The sequence below is a fragment of the Allobacillus sp. SKP2-8 genome (assembly GCF_007559355.1).
GTDB lineage: Bacteria > Bacillota > Bacilli > Bacillales > Alkalibacillaceae > Allobacillus > Allobacillus halotolerans.
Map to the genome: position 1 here is coordinate 34,192 of NZ_VMHF01000011.1, position 24,629 is coordinate 58,820.

At 39.2% G+C, this 24,629-nt stretch carries 26 protein-coding genes; 25 read left to right on the forward strand and 1 reads right to left on the reverse strand.

What is annotated here, in order from left to right; genetic code table 11:
• The first annotated feature begins 292 nt into the window (after positions 1-292).
• From rpmH to FPQ10_RS09335, 11 genes are all read left to right on the forward strand, one after another.
• Positions 293-427, forward strand: coding sequence for a 50S ribosomal protein L34 (rpmH, locus tag FPQ10_RS09285; RefSeq protein WP_144163239.1), 135 nt, complete (start codon positions 293-295; stop codon positions 425-427).
• Between the two features lie 126 nt (positions 428-553).
• A complete protein-coding gene (gene rnpA / locus FPQ10_RS09290) occupies positions 554-895 on the forward strand; it encodes a ribonuclease P protein component (RefSeq protein WP_144163240.1) in 342 nt (113 codons plus the stop codon).
• Positions 896-984: 89 nt separating this feature from the next.
• Positions 985-1,758, forward strand: coding sequence for a YidC family membrane integrase SpoIIIJ (spoIIIJ, locus tag FPQ10_RS09295; protein ID WP_186278633.1), 774 nt, complete (start codon positions 985-987; stop codon positions 1,756-1,758).
• On the forward strand, positions 1,755-2,372 hold the full coding sequence (gene jag, locus FPQ10_RS09300; RefSeq protein WP_144163242.1) for an RNA-binding cell elongation regulator Jag/EloR: 618 nt from the start codon (positions 1,755-1,757) through the stop codon (positions 2,370-2,372). The genes spoIIIJ and jag overlap by 4 nt, the downstream gene beginning before the upstream one ends.
• 195 nt (positions 2,373-2,567) lie before the next feature.
• Positions 2,568-3,944: a tRNA uridine-5-carboxymethylaminomethyl(34) synthesis GTPase MnmE gene (mnmE, locus tag FPQ10_RS09305; RefSeq protein ID WP_144163243.1), complete on the forward strand. Its 1,377-nt coding sequence runs from the start codon at positions 2,568-2,570 to the stop codon at positions 3,942-3,944.
• Between the two features lie 19 nt (positions 3,945-3,963).
• Complete coding sequence (gene mnmG, locus FPQ10_RS09310) at positions 3,964-5,850, forward strand: tRNA uridine-5-carboxymethylaminomethyl(34) synthesis enzyme MnmG (RefSeq protein WP_144163244.1); 1,887 nt, start codon at positions 3,964-3,966, stop codon at positions 5,848-5,850.
• A gap of 11 nt (positions 5,851-5,861) precedes the next feature.
• Positions 5,862-6,578: a 16S rRNA (guanine(527)-N(7))-methyltransferase RsmG gene (gene rsmG, locus FPQ10_RS09315; protein ID WP_144163245.1), complete on the forward strand. Its 717-nt coding sequence runs from the start codon at positions 5,862-5,864 to the stop codon at positions 6,576-6,578.
• A 215-nt stretch (positions 6,579-6,793) separates the two neighbouring features.
• On the forward strand, positions 6,794-7,657 hold the full coding sequence (gene noc, locus FPQ10_RS09320; RefSeq protein ID WP_144163246.1) for a nucleoid occlusion protein: 864 nt from the start codon (positions 6,794-6,796) through the stop codon (positions 7,655-7,657).
• 193 nt (positions 7,658-7,850) lie between these two features.
• The gene (locus FPQ10_RS09325) at positions 7,851-8,624 is read left to right on the forward strand and encodes a ParA family protein (RefSeq protein WP_144163247.1); all 774 of its coding nucleotides are present in this window, start codon (positions 7,851-7,853) and stop codon (positions 8,622-8,624) included.
• On the forward strand, positions 8,605-9,447 hold the full coding sequence (locus FPQ10_RS09330) for a ParB/RepB/Spo0J family partition protein (RefSeq protein ID WP_144163248.1): 843 nt from the start codon (positions 8,605-8,607) through the stop codon (positions 9,445-9,447). Before FPQ10_RS09325 ends, FPQ10_RS09330 begins: the two co-directional genes overlap by 20 nt.
• Before the next feature lie 143 nt (positions 9,448-9,590).
• Entirely contained in the window at positions 9,591-10,310 is a 720-nt protein-coding gene (locus tag FPQ10_RS09335) for a DUF554 domain-containing protein (protein WP_144163279.1), read from the forward strand.
• Between the two features lie 135 nt (positions 10,311-10,445).
• On the opposite strand, the gene yyaC is transcribed toward FPQ10_RS09335, so the two are convergent.
• Positions 10,446-11,009, reverse strand: a complete 564-nt coding sequence (gene yyaC, locus FPQ10_RS09340; protein WP_144163249.1) for a spore protease YyaC — start codon at positions 11,007-11,009, stop codon at positions 10,446-10,448.
• 72 nt (positions 11,010-11,081) lie between these two features.
• Between yyaC and FPQ10_RS09345 the strand changes: the two genes are divergently transcribed.
• From FPQ10_RS09345 to FPQ10_RS09410, 14 genes are all read left to right on the forward strand, one after another.
• Positions 11,082-12,107: a YkvI family membrane protein gene (locus FPQ10_RS09345; protein WP_144163250.1), complete on the forward strand. Its 1,026-nt coding sequence runs from the start codon at positions 11,082-11,084 to the stop codon at positions 12,105-12,107.
• A 99-nt stretch (positions 12,108-12,206) separates the two neighbouring features.
• A complete protein-coding gene (locus FPQ10_RS09350) occupies positions 12,207-12,404 on the forward strand; it encodes a DUF951 domain-containing protein (protein ID WP_144163251.1) in 198 nt (65 codons plus the stop codon).
• Between the two features lie 199 nt (positions 12,405-12,603).
• A complete protein-coding gene (ychF, locus tag FPQ10_RS09355; RefSeq protein ID WP_144163252.1) occupies positions 12,604-13,704 on the forward strand; it encodes a redox-regulated ATPase YchF in 1,101 nt (366 codons plus the stop codon).
• 136 nt (positions 13,705-13,840) lie between these two features.
• Positions 13,841-14,131: a 30S ribosomal protein S6 gene (gene rpsF, locus FPQ10_RS09360; RefSeq protein ID WP_144163253.1), complete on the forward strand. Its 291-nt coding sequence runs from the start codon at positions 13,841-13,843 to the stop codon at positions 14,129-14,131.
• Positions 14,132-14,143: 12 nt separating this feature from the next.
• Positions 14,144-14,626, forward strand: a complete 483-nt coding sequence (gene ssb / locus FPQ10_RS09365) for a single-stranded DNA-binding protein (protein WP_144163254.1) — start codon at positions 14,144-14,146, stop codon at positions 14,624-14,626.
• 15 nt (positions 14,627-14,641) lie between these two features.
• Positions 14,642-14,869, forward strand: coding sequence for a 30S ribosomal protein S18 (rpsR, locus tag FPQ10_RS09370; RefSeq protein WP_236782619.1), 228 nt, complete (start codon positions 14,642-14,644; stop codon positions 14,867-14,869).
• Between the two features lie 406 nt (positions 14,870-15,275).
• Positions 15,276-16,223, forward strand: a complete 948-nt coding sequence (locus tag FPQ10_RS09375) for a YybS family protein (protein WP_222103063.1) — start codon at positions 15,276-15,278, stop codon at positions 16,221-16,223.
• Positions 16,224-16,262: 39 nt separating this feature from the next.
• On the forward strand, positions 16,263-18,236 hold the full coding sequence (locus FPQ10_RS09380) for a DHH family phosphoesterase (RefSeq protein ID WP_144163257.1): 1,974 nt from the start codon (positions 16,263-16,265) through the stop codon (positions 18,234-18,236).
• Entirely contained in the window at positions 18,233-18,679 is a 447-nt protein-coding gene (gene rplI, locus FPQ10_RS09385; RefSeq protein WP_144163258.1) for a 50S ribosomal protein L9, read from the forward strand. Before FPQ10_RS09380 ends, rplI begins: the two co-directional genes overlap by 4 nt.
• A 30-nt stretch (positions 18,680-18,709) precedes the next feature.
• Positions 18,710-20,071, forward strand: coding sequence for a replicative DNA helicase (dnaB, locus tag FPQ10_RS09390; RefSeq protein ID WP_144163259.1), 1,362 nt, complete (start codon positions 18,710-18,712; stop codon positions 20,069-20,071).
• A gap of 106 nt (positions 20,072-20,177) precedes the next feature.
• Positions 20,178-21,137: a LytTR family transcriptional regulator DNA-binding domain-containing protein gene (locus FPQ10_RS09395; RefSeq protein ID WP_144163260.1), complete on the forward strand. Its 960-nt coding sequence runs from the start codon at positions 20,178-20,180 to the stop codon at positions 21,135-21,137.
• Positions 21,138-21,300: 163 nt separating this feature from the next.
• A complete protein-coding gene (locus FPQ10_RS09400) occupies positions 21,301-22,149 on the forward strand; it encodes an ABC transporter ATP-binding protein (RefSeq protein WP_144163261.1) in 849 nt (282 codons plus the stop codon).
• The gene (locus FPQ10_RS09405) at positions 22,149-22,841 is read left to right on the forward strand and encodes an ABC transporter permease (protein ID WP_144163262.1); all 693 of its coding nucleotides are present in this window, start codon (positions 22,149-22,151) and stop codon (positions 22,839-22,841) included. Before FPQ10_RS09400 ends, FPQ10_RS09405 begins: the two co-directional genes overlap by 1 nt.
• A 324-nt stretch (positions 22,842-23,165) precedes the next feature.
• On the forward strand, positions 23,166-24,449 hold the full coding sequence (locus tag FPQ10_RS09410) for an adenylosuccinate synthase (protein WP_144163263.1): 1,284 nt from the start codon (positions 23,166-23,168) through the stop codon (positions 24,447-24,449).
• Positions 24,450-24,629 lie beyond the last annotated feature (180 nt).

Below are 24,629 nucleotides of genomic sequence, written 5' to 3' on the forward strand. Positions count from 1 at the left end.
TCGTGGAAAAAACCGATAGTTGATCACCTCCACCAGACGTTAACAAAGCCAAATGATTAAAAATCGGGTAATCAATCATTCGAAAAATGACCATATCCATTGCTTCCAGATGGATATCCGATTAAAATGTAAAGTGAATTTCTTTACTGATCGGAATGTGGATCATAAAATTACCGAATTTAAATGTAGTTCGGCTGTTTTACTATTGACATATGGGGAACAAATTTTATATACTAATTTGGACTGTTTTTAAATGGTAGAGGTTTGATTTCCTTTTAGGAGGTGTAGATAAATGAAAAGAACATACCAACCAAAAAAGAGAAAGCACAGTAAGGTGCACGGATTCCGAGCTAGAATGAAGACGAAAAACGGACGTAAAGTTCTAGCACGCCGTCGTAAAAAAGGAAGAAAAGTACTTTCTGCTTAGACCACTGGAAGATCCACTCAGTGGTCTTTTTTCTAGCAGATAATTCGTATATAAAAAAGAAGATTTTGATCAACGCAATAAACGGATGAGTTTATTTCGAACATCGAGAGAGATTGGATGATCCTTTTGAAGAAAAAATACCGTGTCAAAAAAAATGAGGAGTTCCAACAAATTTTTAAACAGGGTGAATCATTCGCCAACAAACAGCTTGTCATTTATTATGTACCAAAAAAGGATCAACACCATTTTCGTGTAGGAATTTCGGTAGGAAAAAAACTTGGGAATGCTGTTATGCGTAATCAAATTAAACGATATATACGCGAAAGTTTGCGACAGTTGGAATCGCATATTCAACCAGATGTTGATATCATTATCATTGCCAGAAAGCCAACGACATCTATGAAGGTTGATGAGATCAAAAACAGCTTAAAGCATGTTTTGAAACGAACAAGCTTGTATCGTCAATAAATATTTCACATTTTTTATGGTAAACCTCTTATATATAATGGTAGAATGTATAAAGAATTTCCGCGTTAGCAATGTTAGGAGGAAAACAGGTGTATAAACGATTGTTCGTAGTTGGAGCAATGATCGCAATTGCTCTATTCCTTAGTGGTTGTACACAGATCGATCAACCAATTACCGAAGACAGTGAAGGATTTTGGAATTCATTCTTTGTCTATCCATTATCTTTTTTGATTACTTACATAGCTGAGGATATTTTCAATCACGGCTTTGGTTTGGCAATCATTATTGTAACACTTTTGTTGCGTACATTAATTTTGCCACTAAATATCAAACAGTTGAAGTCTTCTCAAGCGATGCAAATGATCCAGCCTGAGCTACAGGCTTTAAGAGAAAAGTACTCGTCAAAAGATCAGCAAACACAGCAGAAATTACAGCAAGAAACGATGGCACTATTCCAGCGTCATGGGGTCAACCCACTTGCAGGGTGTCTGCCGATTATTGTACAGATGCCGATTTTAATTGCTTTCTATCATGCCATTGTGCGTACAGAAGCAATTGAAAATTATACGTTCTTATGGTTTTCACTTGGGGAGCCAAGTATCATCATGGCAGTAATCACATTCACGACAACATTTATTCAACAGAAATTGATGATGGCAGGTTCACCAGCTGCTGCTAACCCACAAATGCAGGTTATGTTATACTTAATGCCAGTGATGATCGGTGCGTTTGCATTGTTCTTCCCATCAGCCCTTGCGTTATACTGGGTAGTAGGTAACCTCTTTATGATTGCTCAAACATTGTTAGTTCGTCGTCCGATGATGAAACAATTAGAAAAAGACAATGGAGGATCTAAAAAGTGAGAGAAATAACTGCTAGTGGTCGTACGATTGAAGAAGCAAAAGAAAATGCTCTTAGTCAACTTGCCTTAGATGAAAGTCAAGTGAAGGTCGATGTGATTGATGAAGGAAAAAAAGGACTTCTCGGAGTCTTTGGTTCGAAGCGTGCTTATGTAAAAGTAACTGAGATGAAAAGCGCCGTGGATGAAGGGAAACAATTTTTAGTCGATATATCAAGAGATATGAATGTTTCTGTCGATGTTCAAGTGAAGGAAGATCAACATGGGGTTGTGTATGACCTCGTTGGTGAAAAACTGGGGTTGCTAATCGGTAAGCGAGGACAAACAATCAATGCGTTGCAATATTTAACCCATCTTGTTGTCAATAAAAACAAGGATGAGTATGTAACCGTTGTTGTTGATGCAGAGAATTACCGAGCACGAAGAAAAGAGACACTTGAAGATTTGGCAAATAAGCTTGCAAATAAAGCGATGAAGCTAAACAAAGAAGTTCGATTGGAACCAATGCCTTCTTTTGAACGAAAAATCATTCATACAGCATTGCAAGACCACAGCAAAGTTTCTACTTACTCAGACGGAAGAGATCCGAACCGATACGTTGTGATCAAGCCTGAATAACCAGGCGTGAAATAAAGGATATCAAAAAACGACCGATGTAAGGCTTAACTGCTTTATATCGGTTTTTTAATTGGCTTTAGACGTACATAAAGCTTACTTCTTACCAATATGAGGTAAGCTGTATATCTTTCTTTTTATCCCTATTTATGTTAATGTTTTTAGTTGAGAATTTGCTCATCGAAAGGAGTGAGGTTCATGGAGCAAGACACAATTACAGCAATTTCAACACCGATTGGCGAAGGTGCCATTGCGATTGTCCGAATTAGTGGGGAGGAATCGTTTGCCATCGCCAATCGAATTTTTCCAACGAAGGATTTGACGAAAGTAGATTCCCATACGATCCATTATGGGAGTTTGATCGATCCAAAAACAGATGAAAAGGTCGAAGAAGTGATGGTTTCAGTGATGAAAGCTCCTCGAACCTTCACTCGTGAAGATATAATCGAAATTAACTGTCACGGCGGAATGGTTTCAGTCAATCGCGTGCTTCAGTTAATTTTAAGGGAAGGCGCACGGTTGGCTGAACCAGGAGAGTTTACAAAACGTGCATTCCTGAATGGCCGTATTGATTTATCTCAAGCAGAAGCTGTCATGGATTTAATCCGTTCCAAGACAGATAAAGCAATGTCGCAAGCATTAAATCAAATGGATGGTCGATTATCTAACTTAATTCGTTCTTTGCGACAGCAGTTGATCGAAACGGTTGCTCACGTCGAAGTGAATATTGACTATCCGGAATATGATGATGTGGAAGAAATGACACATCAGATGCTTGTTGAACGGGCAACAGCTGTGAAAGAAGAGGTTCAGCGGTTGTTGATGACGGCCAAGCAAGGGAAAATCTTACGAGAAGGAATTGCTACGGCGATTATCGGCAAGCCGAACGTCGGTAAATCGTCTTTACTAAATATATTGGCTCAAGAAAACAAAGCAATCGTTACTGATATTCCAGGTACGACTCGTGACGTCGTTGAGGAATACGTGAATGTGCGTGGTGTTCCACTGCGGTTGATCGATACAGCAGGGATTCGGGAAACTGAAGATATTGTGGAAAGAATCGGTGTTGAACGCTCTCGAAAGGCTCTTAAAGATGCCGATTTGATTCTACTTGTACTAAATGGGAATGAACCATTCACCAAAGAAGATGCAGCACTCTTTGAAGCAGCAAGAGAACATGACATCATTGCTGTCATCAACAAGACAGACCTGGAGCAACAAATCGACTTGGATGAAGTGAAAGCCATAGCAGGTGATGTGCCGATCATTTCGACCTCATTGGTAGAAGAACAAGGAATCGACCAATTAGAGTCGGCAATTGCGGAAACATTTTTCGAAGGCGAGTTGGATTCTGGCGACTTGACCTATGTATCCAATGTACGCCACATCCAGTTGCTTGAGCAATCGGAACAAGCATTAGATGATGCACTTCAAGCGGTAGACGACGGTATGCCACTTGACTTAGTTCAAATAGATATCACACGAACATGGGAGCTTCTTGGCGAAATCATTGGTGATAATGTTCATGAATCACTAATCGATCAGTTATTCTCCCAATTCTGTTTAGGAAAATAAAAAAAGGAGGTCTTTACGTATGTACGATGCAGGACATTATGATGTAATTGTCATCGGCGCAGGACATGCGGGTGTGGAAGCGGGACTCGCTTCAGCGAAACGAGGCGCGAAAACATTGATGTTGACATTGAACCTGGATTTAATCGCCTTTATGCCGTGTAATCCATCCCTCGGTGGTCCCGCTAAAGGTGTCGTTGTTCGGGAAATTGACGCGCTCGGCGGTGCGATGGCAAAAGTGATTGATAAAACGCATATTCAAATGCGACTGTTGAATACGAGTAAAGGACCTGCTGTTCGAGCATTACGTGCGCAAGCAGACAAAGTCCTTTACCAACAAGAAATGAAGCACGTTATTGAAAATCAAGAAAACCTAACCTTAAGACAAGGGATGGTCGATCGACTACTGATCGAAGACAACCAAGTAAAAGGTGTCGTTACAGAAACGAAAGCCTGCTATTACGCAGACCAGGTAATTGTTACGACAGGTACGTTTATGAGAGGTAAGGTATTGATCGGCGATATTGAGTATGAAAGCGGACCAAACAACCAGCGTCCGACGATTAAGCTTTCCAAGCAGTTAGAAGAACTTGGAATCGATCTTGTTCGTTTTAAAACAGGAACACCACCTCGCGTAAATAGCCATACAATCGATTATTCAAAAACAGAAATTCAACCAGGAGACGAAGAGCCACGCGCCTTCTCTTATGAAACGACAGAATTTATTACCGACCAAATACCTTGCTGGTTGACGTATACAGGAGAAGTGACCCATGAGATCATCATGGATAACTTAACAAAATCAGCGATGTACTCAGGAGCGGAAAGAGGAACAGGCCCACGTTATTGTCCTTCCGTAGAAGACAAAATTGTCCGCTTCTCTGATAAACCACGTCACCAAATCTTTTTGGAACCTGAAGGGCGAAATACAGAAGAAGTATATGTACAAGGGTTATCGACTTCTCTCCCTGAAGACGTTCAAAAGAAATTACTGGAAACAATTCCTGGTCTTGAAAAAGCAGAAATGATGCGTGCTGGTTACGCCATTGAATACGATGCTGTCGTACCGACTCAATTGTGGCCTACGTTAGAATTGAAAACAGTGAATGGATTGTTTACTGCAGGCCAAATCAATGGCACATCTGGATATGAAGAAGCTGCAGCCCAAGGAATAATGGCAGGAATTAACGCAGCTGGAAAAGCTTTGAATAAAGAATCGTTGATTTTAGATCGATCTCAAGCGTATATCGGTGTCTTGATTGATGATTTAGTGACAAAAGGTACCGATGAACCATACCGTTTGTTAACTTCAAGAGCAGAATATCGTCTATTGCTTCGTCATGACAATGCTGATTTACGTTTGACTGATATTGGTTACGAGTACGGATTAATCCCAGAAGAACGTTATGAACGCTTCACTCATAAAAAGCAACAGATTCAGGATGAAATCAAACGAATTGAAAAAATTATTATTAAACCGGATGAAGCCATTCAACAAGTGATTGAAGAACAAAATGGTACGCCACTTAAAGAAGCAGTTCGAGCGACGGATTTATTACGTCGTCCCGAAATGAAATATGAACTGTTGAAGCCATTTGTTCCACGTGAAACAAACTTGCCAGCTGAAGTAGAAGAGCAAGTCGAGATTCAAGTGAAATATGAAGGATATATTAAGAAATCCAATCAACAAGTCGAGAAAATGAGAAAGATGGACAACAAATATATTCCTGAGCATATTGATTATGACGATATTTCCGGTATAGCTTCAGAAGCTAGAGAGAAACTGAAACAAGTTCGACCATTGTCAGTTGGACAAGCATCACGAATTTCTGGAGTGAATCCATCTGATATATCGATCTTACTCGTCTATATTGAACAGGGCGTTCGTTCAAAAGTATCCAATGAATAGAGGGTTAAGTAATGGATGAATCGTTATTTCAAGCAAACTTAATTGAACATGGCATTGAACTGAGTGAGCATCAGCTCGCTCAGTTCAAATTGTATTATGAGCTATTGGTCGAATGGAATGAAAAAATGAATTTAACGGCAATTACGGACCAAGAAGAGGTTTATTTAAAACACTTCTTCGATTCATTGACTGCTTCTTTTCATTACGATTTCTCACAACCATTAACGGTTTGCGATGTAGGTGCCGGAGCGGGCTTTCCTTCGATTCCTTTAAAAATCGTATACCCACATCTGCAAATGACTATTGTTGATTCACTAAAAAAACGTGTCACTTTCTTAAATCACTTGGCGGATGAGCTAAACCTTACAGAAATTGCATTTTACCATGATCGTGCTGAAAATTTCGGTAAAAATAAGAAATTCAGAGAGAGTTTCGATGTCGTGCTTTCACGTGCAGTTGCGAGAAGTTCGGTCTTAAATGAGTTGTGCCTTCCGTTAGTAAAGGTTGGTGGCGACTTAATCATGATGAAAGGTGCAAACTTCCAAGAAGAAAAGAAGGCAAGCGAAGCAGCAGTAGAAGTGCTTGGAGGAGACTGGAGTATCATTAATGAATTTCTTTTACCGATTGAAAATAGCGAGAGAAACATTGCGATCATCCATAAGAAACGAAAGACGCCAGCTAAATATCCTCGTAAAGCAGGACTTCCAAATAAGGAACCAATCGAGTGAAGCACAATTTAAACCTTCTCCAGATAAGTAAATTGTGGTAAGATAGCAGTAAAGGTAGATTTGAAATGTTTCACGTGAAACATAGATTATTTTATAATTAAAATTGACTACTAGATTGTTACACAATTTTTTATGATGTTGTCAAAAGCTCGTCGATTGACGAGTTTTATTTACATAATAGAGTTCGTATTCTTGATAAGGAAGGTGCCATAAAAATGGGTACAATTAGTAAGTTGTTCGGTAAAAATGCTTCCAATTCCGACAAGGATGTTTCATCAGAGGTAAGTAATGAAGTTGTGCAAATTGAAGTGGATAAAATAAGCCCCAATCAATATCAGCCTCGTTCGATTTTTGATGAAGAAAAAATTAATGAACTCGCACAAACGATTCACACACATGGAATGATTCAACCAATCGTTATCCGTAAAATAGAAGAAGAAGAACGATATGAATTAATTGCCGGTGAGAGAAGGTGGCGAGCAGTTCAATCGTTAGAGTGGGAAACAATCCCAGCAATCGTCAAAAATATGACGGATACAGAAACAGCATCCGTTGCATTGATTGAAAACCTTCAACGAGAAGAGCTGACAGTCATTGAAGAAGCGATTGCTTATGAACAATTGCTATCGCAGCACGGATTGACACAAGAAGCGCTAGCTCAACGTCTTGGTAAAAGTCAATCAACCATTGCCAATAAGCTTCGGTTGTTGAAGCTGCCAAGCGTTGTTCAACAAGCCATATTAAATAAAGAGATTACAGAAAGACATGCACGAGCATTAATTTCATTAAAAGACGAGTCACTTCAAGAAGAAGTTTTAGGCTTGGTTATTGAAAATCACCTCAATGTGAAGCAAACGGAAGAACAAATCGATGCGTTACTCCATCCAGAAGATCCATCTGAAGAGAAACCAAAGCAAAAACCGAAAATGAAAGGCGTCAGTAGAGATCTTCGCATTGCTTTAAATACAATTCGTCAATCATTGAGCATGGTCTCCGATTCAGGATTAAACGTGGAATCAGAGGAATCTGAAGAGGAAGATCACTATAAAATTACGATAAAAATCCCGAAAAACAAGTAATTAGATTCATCACCTTCTTTAAGCCTGTCTTTATGAATAAGATGGGCTTTTTTTTATTCTTTTTTTCGTAAACACTCTATTAAACTATATATTTAACTAACATAACGGGTTCGTTCATGATAAAATATAATTTATAGCTATAAAATTGTTCATTATAATAGTAAATTGTGAAAGAAGTAGGCAGGTGACATAGATGGGAAAAGTAATTGCCATTGCAAACCAAAAAGGCGGCGTTGGCAAAACAACTACAGCAGTGAATTTGAGTGCATGTTTAGCTGATATGGGGAATAAAGTCCTTCTCATTGATATCGATCCACAAGGGAATGCCACAAGTGGGATTGGAATCAATAAAGGAGAAACATCTACATGTATTTATGATGTATTAATTGAAGAAGAAAATATCAATCATGCACTCATGCCTTCGAACATACCTAATCTTGATGCAGTACCAGCAACGATTCAATTGGCTGGTTCAGAAATAGAATTGGTTCCTACCATTTCTAGAGAGTTAAGATTACGAAAAGCGATAGAAGAAACACGTGACAACTATGATTATATTATTATCGATTGCCCTCCATCGCTTGGATTGTTAACGTTGAATGCTTTGACAGCAGCTGATAGCGTGCTTATACCAGTTCAATGCGAATATTATGCACTTGAGGGATTAAGTCAATTGCTGAATACAATTCGATTGGTCCAGAAAAGATTGAATCATAATTTAGCAATTGAAGGTGTTTTACTGACAATGCTGGATGCAAGAACAAATCTTGGTATTCAAGTCATTGAAGAAGTGAAAAAGTACTTTCAAGAGAAAGTATTTCAATCGATTATTCCTAGAAACGTTCGCTTAGGTGAAGCACCAAGTCACGGGGAACCTATCATTAAATATGACCCCCGCTCAAGAGGTGCTGAAGTGTATAGTGATTTAGCGAAGGAAGTGATGGCAAATGGCCAGAGGGTTGGGTAAAGGTGTGAATGCTTTATTTCAAGATGTTAATTTTGATGAAGAGACGGTACGAGAAGTAACGATCAATGAAATTCGGGCAAACCCTTATCAACCACGTAAGGTTTTCGAGGCTGATGCAATTGAGGAATTGAAGGACTCCATCTTACAATACGGCGTTTTACAGCCCATCATCGTTCGTCAATCCATCAAAGGGTATGAAATCGTCGTAGGCGAGCGTAGGTTCCGCGCATCAAAGGAAGCCGGTCTTGAGACCATACCAGCTGTCATTCGTGATTTAGATGACCAAGACATGATGGAATTAGCATTACTTGAAAACTTGCAAAGAGAAGACCTTAATCCGATGGAAGAAGCTGAAGCTTACGACCGATTGATTAATGAGCTGAATATAACACATGATGAATTGGCAAAACGACTTGGGAAAAGTCGTCCACACATCGCAAATATGATTCGTCTGCTTTCCTTGCCGACAAAAGTACGTGCGATGATTAACAGTAAAGAGCTCACGATGGGCCACGGACGGGCATTATTAGCATTGAAAAAAGAAGAAGAAATACTAATGGTTGCAGATAAGATTCGCAAAGAAGGATTGAATGTTAGACAAGTGGAGCAATTAATTACCCGCTTGAATGAAAACAATCAAAAACCAAAAAAGAGACCAGAGAAAAAAGATATCTTCATTGCTTCAAAGGAAACAGAATTAAGAGATCTTTTCGGTACGTCTGTTACCATTCAACAAGGTAAAAGAAAAGGCAAAATCGAAATTGAGTATTTTAGTAAAGAAGATCTTGAGAGAATACTTGATTTAATGAATCAAGGAAAATAATATGCACCAGTGATAAAGGAATGAATAGTAAAGAAATGTCTAACCGGTTGAAATGGCGTTCTCATGGGCGACTTTCATTTCATCTAGGAAGACATTTCTTTTTCTATTGTTTCACGTGAAACAAAAGGGAGTAGGTGGTTGATATAGAATTAGTCGGTGTTATTGTTAATGGATTAGGAATTGCATTAGGAACAGTATTCGGTCTGTTTTTTAATAAAATAAATGAAAGAATTAAAGAAACCATCATGGCGGGAATCGGTCTGACGGTAATCGCGTTGGGGTTTACGATGGGACTGGAATCGGACAGAACCATTGTTATACTCCTTAGTCTGCTATTTGGTGCAGTAATCGGTGAAGGAATTGACTTAGATGAAAAATTGAACAGAGTAGGTGCACACTTAGAAGTGCGTTTTAAAAAAGAGGGTAAAGAGTCCAATATAGCAGAAGGATTTGTGACAGCATCGCTAATCTTTTGCGTCGGAGCACTTGCGGTGATCGGTCCTTTGGATAGTGGGATCCATGGCAACCATGAGATACTTTATACCAAGTCCATACTGGATGGATTTACTGCATTAGTACTTACGACAACATTAGGTTTCGGCGTCATTTTCTCATTGATTCCTGTAGTCATTTACGAAGGTGTCATTGCATTATTTGCTACTCAAATCGATCAGTTTTTCCCCGAGTCTTTCTTCAACTTATTTATTGAAGATATGACTGCAACGGGTGGATTATTAATTGTTGCTATTGGATTGAATTTATTGAATGTCACTCGAATCCGTGTCGCTAACTTACTTCCGAGTTTAGTAATTGTCGGATTTGTACTGTTTATTTACCTTCAGGTTCCAAATTGGTTTTCGTAATTATAGCTCTTATCATATAAAAAGAGTTGTCGGGGTCTTTTGAAAGACTTTGGACAACTCTTTTTTACGGGATTTTATGCTGTAAAAACCATTTGTTATCCGTTTAAACGCTTTTAGTCATCCGACCATCAAAGATTAATCAATCCCATTAACCGATAATCTTGTATCTGCATATTGGATTGCTTTTGTAATGATTTGAGCCATGCTCATTACATCACTGAGTCGCGTACATTGCAACACCGTATATTCCAAAAATCCACCGACATTGACATAACCTTTAATGTAGAGGTTTCCGATCGAAGAAATTTTCTTCTTCACTGCAGCTCCTGGTTGGAGGGATCCCAGTCCAATATCCATTGTTTTTACCTTTCTGATAGAACCTAATGCAGCGTCAACTGCGATGATATAAGGGTTATGAAAGGTTTCTTCAACTTGCTGAATCGTTTCAGGAAGGTTCTTGGCATGTACGGGTTCATCCAGTGTTCCGAACACATGAATATTTTTGATTAGGGATTCTTTCAAAAACGAACCAACGAGTGGGCCAAGGCTATCACCCGTTGAACGATCGGTACCAATACATAATAGAATGATTGGTTGGTCAGTCGGCAAATGATTCGTTAAAAACCGAGATAGCTTTAAACTAACGAATGAATCATTCATATGATAAGTAGATTTTTTCAATATCATTGATTTAGACATAGTTTTTACTCCTTGTACATATTTCTATTAGTATACGGATTTTACGATTCATTTATACGTTGGAGGCCGACTATGATTAATGGATTCAAATGGATTGGTTTAATAATTGCAACGATGGTAGGTGCTGGTTATGCTTCTGGCAGAGAAATTTGGGAGTTCTTTGGTCTTGGTAGCAGTCTGGCCATTGTTTTATTTACGATTATGTTTATCATTAGTTGTCATGTAATCTTGGAAGTAAGCTATTTAAAAAAATCAGAGCACTATATGCCGGTATTGGAGCAATTTTTAGGTGTCAAATCTGCAAAAGTTTATGATTTATTAGTTATGATTTATTTATTCACGACACTCTTTGTCATGATTGCCGGCAGTGGTGCTACAGTCACGATATTTGAATGGTCAAATGTTGTTGGTATTCTATTAATGGTTCTTTTGCTACTTGTCATTATTCCCAGAGGGATGGACGGCGTACTATCCATTAATCGATTTTTATTGCCGTTACTCATTGTAGGACTGTTTCTCGTACTGATGATTTTCGTCTTTCAAGAACGTGTTTCCTTTTTTTATGGCATTAGCGATCAATCAAATTGGGTACAAGCCATCCCATTTACTTCACTCAATGTGTTACCGTTAATTGCGGTATTAAGTGCAGTTGGAAAAGAAATAAAAAGTAAAAAAGAAATTTATGTTGCTAGTATTGGCAGCGGGCTAATTCTAGGATCAATCTCCATGGTTTACAATATGAGTTTGATCTCCGTCGCCGAACAATTATACTTCTATGAAATACCGTTGTTTGCCATTTTGAATGGTTATCCGTTTGAAATATTTCTGTTGATGGCTGTATTATTATGGTTTGCAATCTATACAACTGCGTTGACGAGTTTATTTGGAATCATTTCTCGACTTAAAGAATTCTTTAAACAACATTCAACAGGTAGAGTCGGTCTATATGTCTTACTAATTGCACTACCGTTTTCGTTCTTCTCATTTTCTCATCTAATTAGTTACTTATATCCTCTTTATGGTGTGTTGAATTTATATGTCCTTGGTGCGATTCTATTGTTTCCTATCGTTAAACGAGCAGCAGCCTATAAAATTTGATAAAATAAACATAGATTGTGCACGTTAAGTGCTTATCTGTTTCCCAGAATAGTCTTGAGGTAAACATTTGGCAATGGACATAGAAAGGAAGATGCTCAGATGGCAGATAAGGATTTTGGATTAAATGACATCGTCGAAATGAAGAAACAGCACCCATGTGGGACGAATGAATGGAAAATTGTCCGGATGGGCATGGATATTCGTATTAAGTGTCAAGGCTGTGATCACAGTGTCATGATTCCTAGAAAACAATTTGAAAAGAAGTTGAAAAAGGTGCTCGTAAAATCCGAAGAATAATTGTTTCACGTGAAACAAAAACGAATTTTCTTGAATTAAATGACTTATTTCAACATCTTGCATACCAAACAAGGGCTATAGTGCTCTTGTTTTTTTATTTTCAGTTACTTGTGTTTTTATCGTTGAATCACTATAATTGTTATGACTAATCTTGAACGTAGGATTCGGTAGTAGATCAATTGAAGGAGTGGACGTCACAATGTCTTTAACAGCAGGAATTGTCGGCTTGCCGAACGTTGGTAAATCGACATTATTTAATGCAATCACACAAGCAGGAGCTTTATCAGCAAACTATCCATTTGCAACCATCGATCCGAATGTGGGAATTGTGGAGGTTCCAGACGATCGTTTGAATAAATTGACTGAATTGGTAAAACCGAAAAAAACAATACCAACGGCATTTGAATTTACAGACATCGCTGGAATTGTTAAGGGTGCCAGCAAAGGAGAAGGACTAGGTAACCAATTTTTATCACACATCCGGCAAGTGGATGCGATTTGTCAGGTCGTTCGTTGTTTTGACGATGAAAATGTAACGCATGTATCTGGAAAAGTCGATCCAATCGAAGACATCGAGACGATCAATTTGGAATTGATTCTTGCAGATTTGGAAACCGTCATGAAACGCTATGACAAAGTAGAGAAAATGGCGAAACAAAAAGATAAAGAATCAATGTTCGAATTTGAAGTGTTAAAGAAACTTCGCGAAGCATTTGAAAATGAAACACCGGCTAGAGCGGTTGAATTTACAAAAGAACAACAGAAATATGTAAAACAGCTTCATTTACTGACCGTGAAACCAATGTTATACGCAGCAAACGTCGGGGAAGACGAGCTGTTGGATATTGAGCAAAATGAGCATGTCCAGCGCGTAAAAGAATTCGCCGCTGCTGAAGATGCAGAAGTGATTGTCATCTGTGCGAAAGTTGAAGCAGAAATCGCCGAGTTAGAAGGCGAAGAGAAAACTGAATTTTTACAAGAACTGGGTATTGAGGAATCAGGATTAGATCAATTAATCAAAGCTTCTTATAATATGCTAGGCTTAGCAACTTATTTTACGGCAGGGGAACAAGAAGTACGTGCATGGACATTCCGTACCGGCATGACAGCTCCGGAAGCTGCTGGAATTATCCACACAGACTTTCAGAGAGGTTTTATCCGTGCAGAAATCGTTTCTTATGAAGATTTGGCGGATGCTGGGTCCATGGCTGTTGCGAAAGAAAGAGGACAAGTACGTCTAGAGGGTAAAGAATATATCGTCCAAGATGGTGACGTCATTCATTTCCGTTTTAATGTGTAAATCCAATGATTTTTGGTTGTTTCGATGAGATTTGTTTGGTATAATACGTTGATGTGAGTAATTAATCTAATCAAATTACTCCTTGCTCTATTCAATATGCAATAGAGCCGCTAAGTCCAAAAGGAGGTGCAGACGGATGAATAAATACGAAATCATGTACATCATCCGCCCAGATCTAGAAGAAGAAGCACGTAAAGAAGTTGTCGAATACTTCAACAAAGTGCTTACTGACAATGGCGCGGAACTTGAAAACGTTGACGAAATGGGTATGAAACGTTTAGCTTATGAAATCAACGACCATCGTGAAGGTTACTATGTTTTGTTGAATTTCCAAGCTGAACCAGAAGCTATTAACGAATTTGATCGTTTAGCGAAGTTCTCAGACAACATTATTCGTCATATGGCTATTCGTGAAGATGACCAATAAGGAGTGTTGTATGTGTTGAATCGAGTCGTTTTAGTAGGAAGACTTACACGTGACCCAGACTTGCGTTATACCCCAAACGGTGTAGCAGTAGCAAACTTCAATATTGCCGTAAACAGACCGTTTTCGAATCAGCAAGGAGAGCGTGAAGCGGACTTTATTAATTGTGTCGCTTGGCGTAGACAGGCTGAAAACTTAGCAAACTACATGAAAAAAGGTAGTATGATCGGTGTCGATGGTCGAATCCAAACGCGTAATTTTGAAGGACAAGACGGGAAGCGTGTATATATAACAGAAGTTATGGCTGAGAGCATTCAGTTCCTTGAAACAAAAGGAAGCTCCGGTCAAAGTGGGCAAGGTTCAACCATGGCAAACTCATCGAATAACAATCAAAACTTTCAGAGACAGACACAAGAACAGTCTGCTCCGAAAAGTAATAATCCATTTGAAAGAGAAGGCGAACCAGTCGACCTTTCAGATGACGATTTACCATTTTAATGAGGAGGGATTTGCATGGCACGTCGTGGACGTAAGCGTAGAAAGGTGTGTTATTTCAAAGCGAATGGAATTACACACATCGACTATAAAGATGTTGACTTGCTAAGACGTTTCGTTTCCGAACGCGGTAAAATTTTACCTCGTCGTGTAACAGGAACATCTGCAAAATATCAGCGTAAATTGACTAAAGCAATTAAGCGCGCTAGACAAATGGCATTACTACCATTTGTAAGTGGCGAATAATAAAGAAGCGACTTATCTATCGAAAAGGTAAGTCGCTTTTTTCATCTTCTTGAACTTGAGAGGGAACGTGTGACTTTGCCAAGCTTGGATATGGGTCTTTGTTGGAAATATATGAGCCAAGCGAGACACATATGATCCCATTGTCAGAAGATATGCTCCCGAATGACTTTTTTATGCTCCCAAACAGAGATTATATGTTCCCTAAATCAATAAATATGATCCTTTGATGTGAATTGGAGACCGAGTCGGGTAGAAAAGATTCGGAATTCATCTATTGAATTAGTTACCAAGCATGAAGTCTTTCAATGCAATGGATTCCCTGCTAAAATAATGGAAGTAGGTGTTTGTTTTATTCTTGGTGATTATGAAGTCATCAAGCGTTAATAAAAGAGGTGTAGAAGCGTTTATGAATCAATCGGATATATTTAAAGATGGGGCCGTTAATGGCCTTGTATTTTTATTACTTATGCTAATTTCGATTTTCTTTCCTATTGTTAATTTGGTGGCAGTCTTCTTGTTGCCGGTACCATTCGTCTTAATGACGAAAAAGCATGGGTGGAAAGCAGGAGCCGTTCTGTTTGTGATTATCGGCGTCATCTGTGGGCTGTTACTAACCTATATATCTGTTCCACTTGTTCTATTGGTAGCTATCGGGGGCATTGTCATTGGAGCTTCCATAAGAGCAGGAAGCGGTCCTTATGAAACATGGGCGGCAGGAGCGGCAGGTTTTGCTGTCGGATTTGGCTTATTGTTTTTAGTGACGCAGTTTGTTTTCCAAATCAATTGGATGGACACGATCTACCAGGGGATAGAAGATTCTTTCTCAACTTCTGAGAATTTCATGCGAACAATGGAAGTTGACTTAGATGAAGAAACATTAGAATTAGCAAAGGAACAAGCAAAAAGCCTCGTTTATCTCATCCCAACCTTTATGATGGTTATCTCCATCGTGTTTGCTTTGATTGCACAATGGGTGAGTTATCGGTGGATCAATCGGACAGAAAAAACATCTTACCGGTTTCCAAAGCTTCGTTACTTAAGTTTTCCAACATCATTAATTTGGTATTACTTAATTGCCATTATTTTGACCTGGATTTACACCGATCCAAGTGACATGCTATATTTAGCCGGTGTGAATTTATATTCCATGATCGGTTTGTTATTGGTCGTTCAAGGAATTTCATTTATTGTATTTTATGTCCATCATAAAAAATGGCCAAAATTCGTTCCGTTTGCGGTCGTTGCTGGTTTAGTATTATTTCCATTTTTACTCCTGTATCCTTTACGGATTTTAGGTATAATTGACTTAGGTTTCCAGTTACGCAGTCGCTTATCGAATAACGGAAACCAATAAATAGAGTCTGATGTCAGTCCATTAGGAGATGACGTTATCATGAAAGATATCAAGAAACTGATTATTAATAAATACCTTTGGTCCTTATACATTTTAGCTACAGCGTTAGCTATTGTGACCATTTTTTATGAATGGTTTATTGGAATTGCGTTAACAGCAGTTCTCATCATTATTATCATTCTATCCTTGCGTGCAGAAGACCGGCTCAGAAGACGGACGGAACAATATGTTTCGACGTTGTCTTACCGAGTGAAAAAAGTCGGTGAGGAAGCATTATTGGAAATGCCAGTGGGCATTATTTTATATAGTGAAGATCGGGAAATTGAATGGGCAAATCCGTATTTAAATGACTTCATTGATAAGGATCAATCCATTATTGGTCAATCGCTGTCACATGTGTCCGAAACACTATTATCGATGGCAAACAGTGAAATGGATGAAGAGTGGGTTGCGATTCATGACCGGAAATTCCATTTAATTCACAAAAGAGATCACCGATTGATCTATCTATTCGATCGTACAGAACAAATTGAGATTGAGAAAAAGCATCAAGACGAAGAAACTGTCTTGGCGATTATATACTTGGATAACTACGATGAACTGACACAGGCAATGGATGATACGCTGAAGAGTCAGTTGAACTCACAAGTGACGTCATTGCTAAATAATTGGTCGAAAAACCATGGAATCTTTTTAAAGCGGACTTCTTCCGACCGTTTCCTTGCAGTCATGAACCAAGAAATTTTATCACAACTCGAAAAGACGAAGTTTGAAATTTTGGATGAGGTACGTGAATTGATCTCTGATCAAAATGTGAGCTTGACTTTAAGTATTGGAGTCGGAAAAAACACGGAAAGTTTACCTGAACTCGGCACCTTGGCACAATCGAGTTTAGATCTTGCTCTCGGGCGAGGCGGTGACCAAGTTGCAGTGAAGGATGAATCTGGAAAAGTAAAATTCTTCGGCGGAAAAACGAATCCAATGGAGAAGCGCACACGCGTTCGGGCGCGAGTTATTTCCCATGCATTGCGTGAATTGGTGAAAGCAAGTGACCAAGTTCTCGTTATGGGCCATCAAATGCCAGATATGGATTCAATCGGTTCGTGTATCGGAATTTTAAAGCTGGCTCAACAGAATGATAAAAATGGCTATGTCGTGTTCGACCCTGATGGTAATAATACGGGTGTGAATCGATTAATGGACCGTATCAATCAAGACGAAGAACTCTCCAGATGGTTCATTACGCCGGAAGATTCTCTGGAAATGTTGACGAAGGATACACTCGTCATTGTCGTAGATACGCATAAACCATCCATGGTCATGGAAGAGAAATTGTTGAACCGGACGGATCATGTCGTCGTCATCGACCACCATCGTCGTGCACAGGAATTTATCGAGGACCCGACATTGGTTTACATGGAACCATACGCCTCTTCTACAGCTGAATTGGTGACAGAGTTACTTCAATACCAGGATGGTCCATTGAAATTCAATGTTCTAGAAGCATCTTCACTACTCTCTGGAATTATTGTCGATACAAAATCATTTGCTTTACGTACAGGTTCAAGGACATTTGATGCAGCATCCTATTTAAGATCAAAAGGGGCAGATACCGTATTTGTCCAAGAGCTGTTGAAAGAAGATATCGACGTGTATATCAGGCGTAGTGAGCTGATTAAAAATGCTGAGATTTATAAACAAGGGATTGCCATCTCTCGTGCTGATGAAGGCGAACCATATAGTGCAGTCATCATTGCTCAAGCAGCAGACACCTTGCTGACCATGACAGATGTGCGTGCGGCCTTCGTCGTGTCAGAGCGTTCGGATGGAAAAGTCGGGGTCAGCGCCCGGTCACTTGGTGAAGTGAATGTGCAAGTGATCATGGAAAGTATGAACGGGGGTGGTCACTTGACGAACGCTGCTACTCAATTAGAAGATACAACCATTGAACAAGTGGTTGAGCAACTTCAAGGGATCATCGATGAATATTTAGGGGAGGATGAGAACGAATGAAAGTAATTTTCACAAAAGACGTTAAAGGTAAAGGAAAAAAAGGCGAAGTAAAGGACGTAGCAATCGGATATGCGAATAACTATTTATTGAAAAATAACCTAGCAGTTGAAGCGACACCCGGTAATCTCAAACAGTTGGAAGCACAAAAAGAGAAACAGAAAGAGAAAGCCAAACAAGAGTTAGAAGAAGCAAAGAAATTAAAAGAAACGGTTGAGAACCTTACCGTTGAGCTATCAGCTAAATCAGGTGATTCAGGCCGCTTATTCGGATCGATTACGAGTAAGCAAATTGCTGAAGAATTGAAAAAGACACATCAAATCAAAGTAGATAAACGGAAGATCGAATTGGACGATCCAATTCGTTCACTTGGTTTTACGAATGTACCGGTGAAACTGCACCAAGATGTGACAGCAACACTTCGAGTGCATGTTGTTGAACAATAACATCATCCAGATGGAAAAGGGGGGAACGAAGTGTCAGACATCTCACAAGACCGAACATTGCCTCATAATATCGAAGCGGAACAAGCTGTACTAGGTGCTATTTTTCTTGTTCCGGATATGATTGTGACAGCAACTGAAATATTAGAGCCAGAGGACTTCTACCGTGTAAGTCATCAACGTATTTTTTCAATGATGATTCGTCTGACCGATAAAGGAGAACCCATCGATCTGGTAACCATAACGACCGAACTAGACGATTTGAAAATGTTGGATGAAGTCGGCGGTGTATCGTATTTAACGGATATCGCTAATTCAGTTCCGACAGCTGCCAATATCGAATACTATGCGCGCATTGTTGAAGAGAAATCAACCTTACGGAAAATTATTCATGCAGCAACCGATATCGTCACCAAGACATATGATGAAGGTGATGAAGTAACCGATTTGCTTGATCACGCTGAGAAAACCATTTTGGATATTTCTCAAAATAAATCATCCGGACGTTTTCAAAATATCCAGGATGTTTTGGTTGGCGTCTATGATAATATCGAACAACTGCATAATATGGATGAAGAAGTCACCGGCATTGCCACTGGATTCCGCGATTTAGATTATATTACATCGGGTTTTCAGAAGAACGATCTCATTATTGTAGCTGCACGTCCTTCCGTAGGTAAGACGGCATTCGCATTGAACATTGCACAAAACGTGGCCGTGAACTCAGATGAGAACGTGGCGATCTTCAGTTTGGAGATGGGAGCTGACCAGCTTGTCATGCGTATGCTTTGTGCGGAAGGAAATATTGATGCTCAACGCTTACGTACAGGTAAACTGCAAGAGGAAGATTGGAGAAAGCTAACGATGGCGATGGGTAGCTTGTCCAATGCAGGAATATATATTGATGACACACCAGGAATTAAAGTAAACGAGATTCGCTCCAAATGTCGTCGTCTGAAACAAGAGAGTGGTCTTGGAATGGTTCTCATTGATTACCTGCAATTAATTCAAGGAAACGCAAATAGCCGGGAAAGCAGGCAACAAGAAGTTTCCGAAATTTCTCGTCAACTAAAAGCATTGGCACGGGAATTGGAAGTGCCTGTCATCGCTCTGTCTCAGCTTTCTCGTGGAGTTGAACAGCGACAAGACAAGCGCCCGATTATGTCTGACATCCGTGAATCCGGAAGTATTGAGCAGGATGCGGATATCGTTGGTTTCTTATATAGGGACGATTATTACGATCAAGAATCAGAAAAAGAAAATATTATCGAAATCATTATCGCGAAGCAAAGAAATGGTCCTGTTGGAACCGTGGAGCTCGCTTTCGTCAAAGAATACAACAAATTCGTCGATCTCGATCGCAGGTATTCTGAAGCGGAAATACCACCTGCATAAGTTTTTGAACGAAAATAAATGAACCGCCGGTTATACGGCGGTTTTTTTGATAGTATTATATTATGGTTAATAGATAGAATAATCCGAACAAAAGGGAGGTTGTAAGGTGTCAGATTACACATTAAACTATGAAGCTGCGAAAGATGAAAAACTTCCATCGGTATCTCTCGATCTGAATGAATCAATTACGACAGCAATATACAGCGACACGGATCTGCAAGCAGAGTTAATTGAAGCGATTCTTCGCGAGGGGAAGATGAGCGTTTTCGATCGACAGGAAGGACTTTACGACCGTTTAACCGTAGCTGATAACACTAAATTTTTCCATAAGTGGTTTGGGTGTTCAATGACTTTTCCCGAGATTCTTGTAATGTTTGGCTTACAAACATGTGCTGACAAACCGTTGAGTAAATGTACACCATCGGAACTCGCTCGTGTTTATTATGCAAAATATTTTATGATGGATCATTATCCTGTGGTCTTTCATGAGCCAATCCAAGGTGTCGATTTACATACAATGAATACATTCATGAATATGCTGCAAAAATTGAAAGAGAACAAAACACCAGTGCTCATCCTAGTTTCCAACCTCGAACATGCGCTACTTCTTAGTGATCTGACGTATAAACTAAAAGAAAATGGTCTGCAAGAAATCGAAGTTGCTCAAGAGGAATTGAGTGAAACTACTACCGAAACTGAACAAAATTCAGCTACATTAACGACATCCAAATTATATAAAGTTCCGGCTAAAGTAGAAGACAAAATTATTTTATTCGACCCGACGGAAATCGATTATATTGAAAGTCAGGATGGGAAGGCACAGATTGTTGTAAACCATGAATCTTTTTCATTAGATTCGACGTTAGCTGAAATCGAGAAAAAAATTGAACCATACGGATTTTACCGTTGCCACCGATCTTATATCGTCAACTTGCAAAAAGTACGAGAAATCATAACATGGTCAAAAAATACATACTCACTTCGTATCGATAATAAACCGAAGTCTACCATTCCGTTATCTCGCACAAAAATACAGCATATTCAGGATACATTCGATCTGAAATAGGTACCGTTCATCCCTTTTGGACGGTGTGAACCTCTTTTGGGAATCCAATTCAGTAAGTGAAAGGTACGATTTACGTTTCGTTTGGTACATCTCACCGTGGAACTACTGCATTCATAACGGATGCCATGTACGATATGAGTAGATCGCCAAAGGAGGGGTTCAATTGGAAAACGCAATTCAAGTTTCTGGTCTAAGAAAGGCATTTGACCAACAAGTTGCCATTGAAGACGTAAGTTTCCATGTAAAAAAAGGGGAAATATTCGGTTTGTTGGGACCGAGTGGATCGGGTAAAACAACAACAATTAAAATTTTAACGGGAGAGCTCGAACAAACAACCGGTGATGTCTGTGTACTAGATACAGATGCATCGTCGTTTGACTCAACTCAATTCAAGTCAAAAATCGGGATTTTATCAGATAACAGTGCACTCTATGAACGTTTAACGGTATACGATAATCTGAAATTATTTTGTAAATTATACGGAGCACCATTAGAGCGAATTGATGTCATTTTAGATGATGTAAACTTGAAAAATGACCGCAATAAAGTCGTATCTAAACTATCAAAAGGAATGAAGCAACGAATATTGCTTGCTAAAGCTTTGGTTCATCAACCAGACCTTGTGTTTCTGGATGAGCCTACATCAGCATTGGACCCTGGGAATGTCATACACATTCATCGGGGCCTACAAAAGTTGAACGAAGCGGGTACGACAATTTTTCTAACGACGCACGATATGGAAGAAGCAACAAAGTTATGTGATCGTGTAGCCTTCTTGGATAACGGCAAAATACAAGAGTTAGGAAATCCAGATGAACTTAGATTTAAATATTCATCACATGATTTTCATATCGAAACAACTACGAATGAAAAGTTCGTCTTAGGAAATGATTCAAAAAATGCTGATCAAATTAGAGATTTAATTGCCGCTGGAAAGGTTAAATCCATACAGTCAGATAAACCGACACTCGGAGATGTATTTTTAAAGCTTACCGGAAAGGAGCTCGTCTAATGAATACACAACGGATTGGTGCTATTTTCGAAAAGGATCTAAAGGAATTTAGAAAGAATATGATGTTATTGATGATGCCGATCATTCCGATTTTCCTCGCTTTCATGTATAGCCGAATGGGTGAAGGGGAGCTTCCTATTCCATTGCTATACCTTATTGTTGGAGCTGCCTATTCTGCTGTAACGACGAGTGGGATGATGACGATGATGGCTGAAGAAAATGAAAAGAAAACATTACGTGGACTCATCCAGTCACCTGCTTCTCTCGCTGATATTCTCATTGGAAAGAGTTTAGTCGTCGGGCTATTCACCTTAATCTCGTTAGTTATATCTTTAGCTATTTTAGGCAATGACACATTTTTAGCCGTTCAACCGATTATTGGACTAATTCTTTTGTTTCTTTTCTTCCTGCTATTGGGGATTGGCATAGGATTGTTTACGAAGTCAGTAGCCAACACTTCAGCATATATAATGCCGGTTATGTTTTTGTTTGGTTTCACACCAATGATCGAATTTTTGAATCTGGGAGACGATAGTATCGCCATCAAGATTGCCGACTACTTTCCGATTATGCAGATGATTGATATGCATGAAACGAATTCATGGACGGCAATCGGTATCGTTGCCATATGGGTAATCGCTGCTGCCATATTTACATTCATCTGTTTGAAAAAGGTTAGTACAGATAATTAATTTTTTATATGAAAGTCCCTAAAGAAGAATCGTGCTGAATACTGCGATTTTCTTTAGGGGCTTTTTTTAATTATATTATCGCTTTCATAGGTTAAGATATTTTAGTTACCACTCATGTTTGATAATTATTTTTCTTCGACAAAATTCGTTATTTCCCAGGAAATATATTTTTTAAGGGAAAGTTAACTCATGACGAAAAGTGGCAAAAAGCGTACATTTAAACGATTTTACATAACAATATTCGTATTATCATTGTTTTAATTGATAAATACTGCTAGAATAATCAATGGTTGTTTAATATCTTAACTTTAGGAGGTTGTCTATATGGCAACGACTGTTGTAGTAGGTACTCAATGGGGAGACGAAGGAAAAGGAAAAATTACGGACTTTCTTGCGCAGCAATCTGATGTGGTTGCTCGATTCCAAGGAGGCGACAATGCTGGCCATACCATTCAATTTGCAGGCCAAACATATAAACTACACTTAATTCCTTCAGGGATTTTTAACGATGATAAGATTTGTATTTTAGGAAACGGCATGGTGATTAATCCAAAATCATTACTAAAAGAAATGGATTATGTTAAAAGCCACGGTGCCGACCTTTCACATTTGAAAATTAGTAACCGCGCGCATGTCATATTGCCTTATCATATGGAACTGGATCGCTTGCAAGAAGAGAGCAAAGGTGCCGACAAACAAATCGGAACGACGAAAAAAGGAATCGGTCCTGCTTATGCGGATAAAGTTAACCGTATCGGAATCCGTATGGCTGAATTGATCGACCCTGAAACTTTAAAAGAGAAGCTAGAAGATATCGTTGAAGAGAAAAATCATTGGATGAAACACTTTGGTGGAGAGCCATTAGATATTGATGCGATTTATGAAGAATATAAAGCGTACGGAGAAACACTTGCTCCTTATGTAACAGACACTTCGATTGTTTTAGAAGAAGAAGTGGAGAAGGGTAATAAAATATTATTTGAAGGTGCTCAAGGCGTCATGTTAGACATCGATCATGGTACGTATCCGTATGTCACTTCTTCCAGCACATCAGCTGCAGGTGTTGCGACAGGTAGCGGTATTGGACCAAACATGATTGAACAGGTTATCGGTGTCTCAAAAGCCTATACGACACGCGTAGGAGACGGTCCATTTCCAACAGAACTCAGCGGAGATATCGCTCACCAAATTCGTGAGGTCGGTCGTGAGTACGGTACGACAACAGGACGTCCACGTAGAGTCGGCTGGTTTGATGCTGTTGTTGTCAATCATTCACGCAGAACAAGTGGTATGACGGCGATTTCATTGAATTGTCTTGACGTCCTAACAGGTATCGACACATTGAAGATTTGTGTGGGTTATGACTATGAAGGTGAAAGAATCAATTATTACCCAGCAAACTTACGACAGCTTGAGAAATGCCAACCAGTGTATGAAGAGCTACCAGGTTGGAAGGAAGATATTACAAACGTGACTTCTTTCGAAGAACTTCCACAAAACGCACAAACATATCTTGAGCGAATTGAACAATTGACGAAAACGAAAGTAGCTATTTTCTCTGTTGGTCCAGATCGTGAACAGACAATTATTAGAGAGACGATTATTTAAAAAGAGCCTGGGAAAAAATCTTTAAAGTTGACTCAGATACGAACAATCTAATTTAGTGTGCCGGAAATACCCGCTTCGGAAATATACTGCGCTTTTCGCGGGCAGCTGTTGAGCCTCCTCGTGCTTCGCACTGCGGGGTCTCACCTAGGCTTTTGCTCCCGCAGAAGTCTCCGTATATTT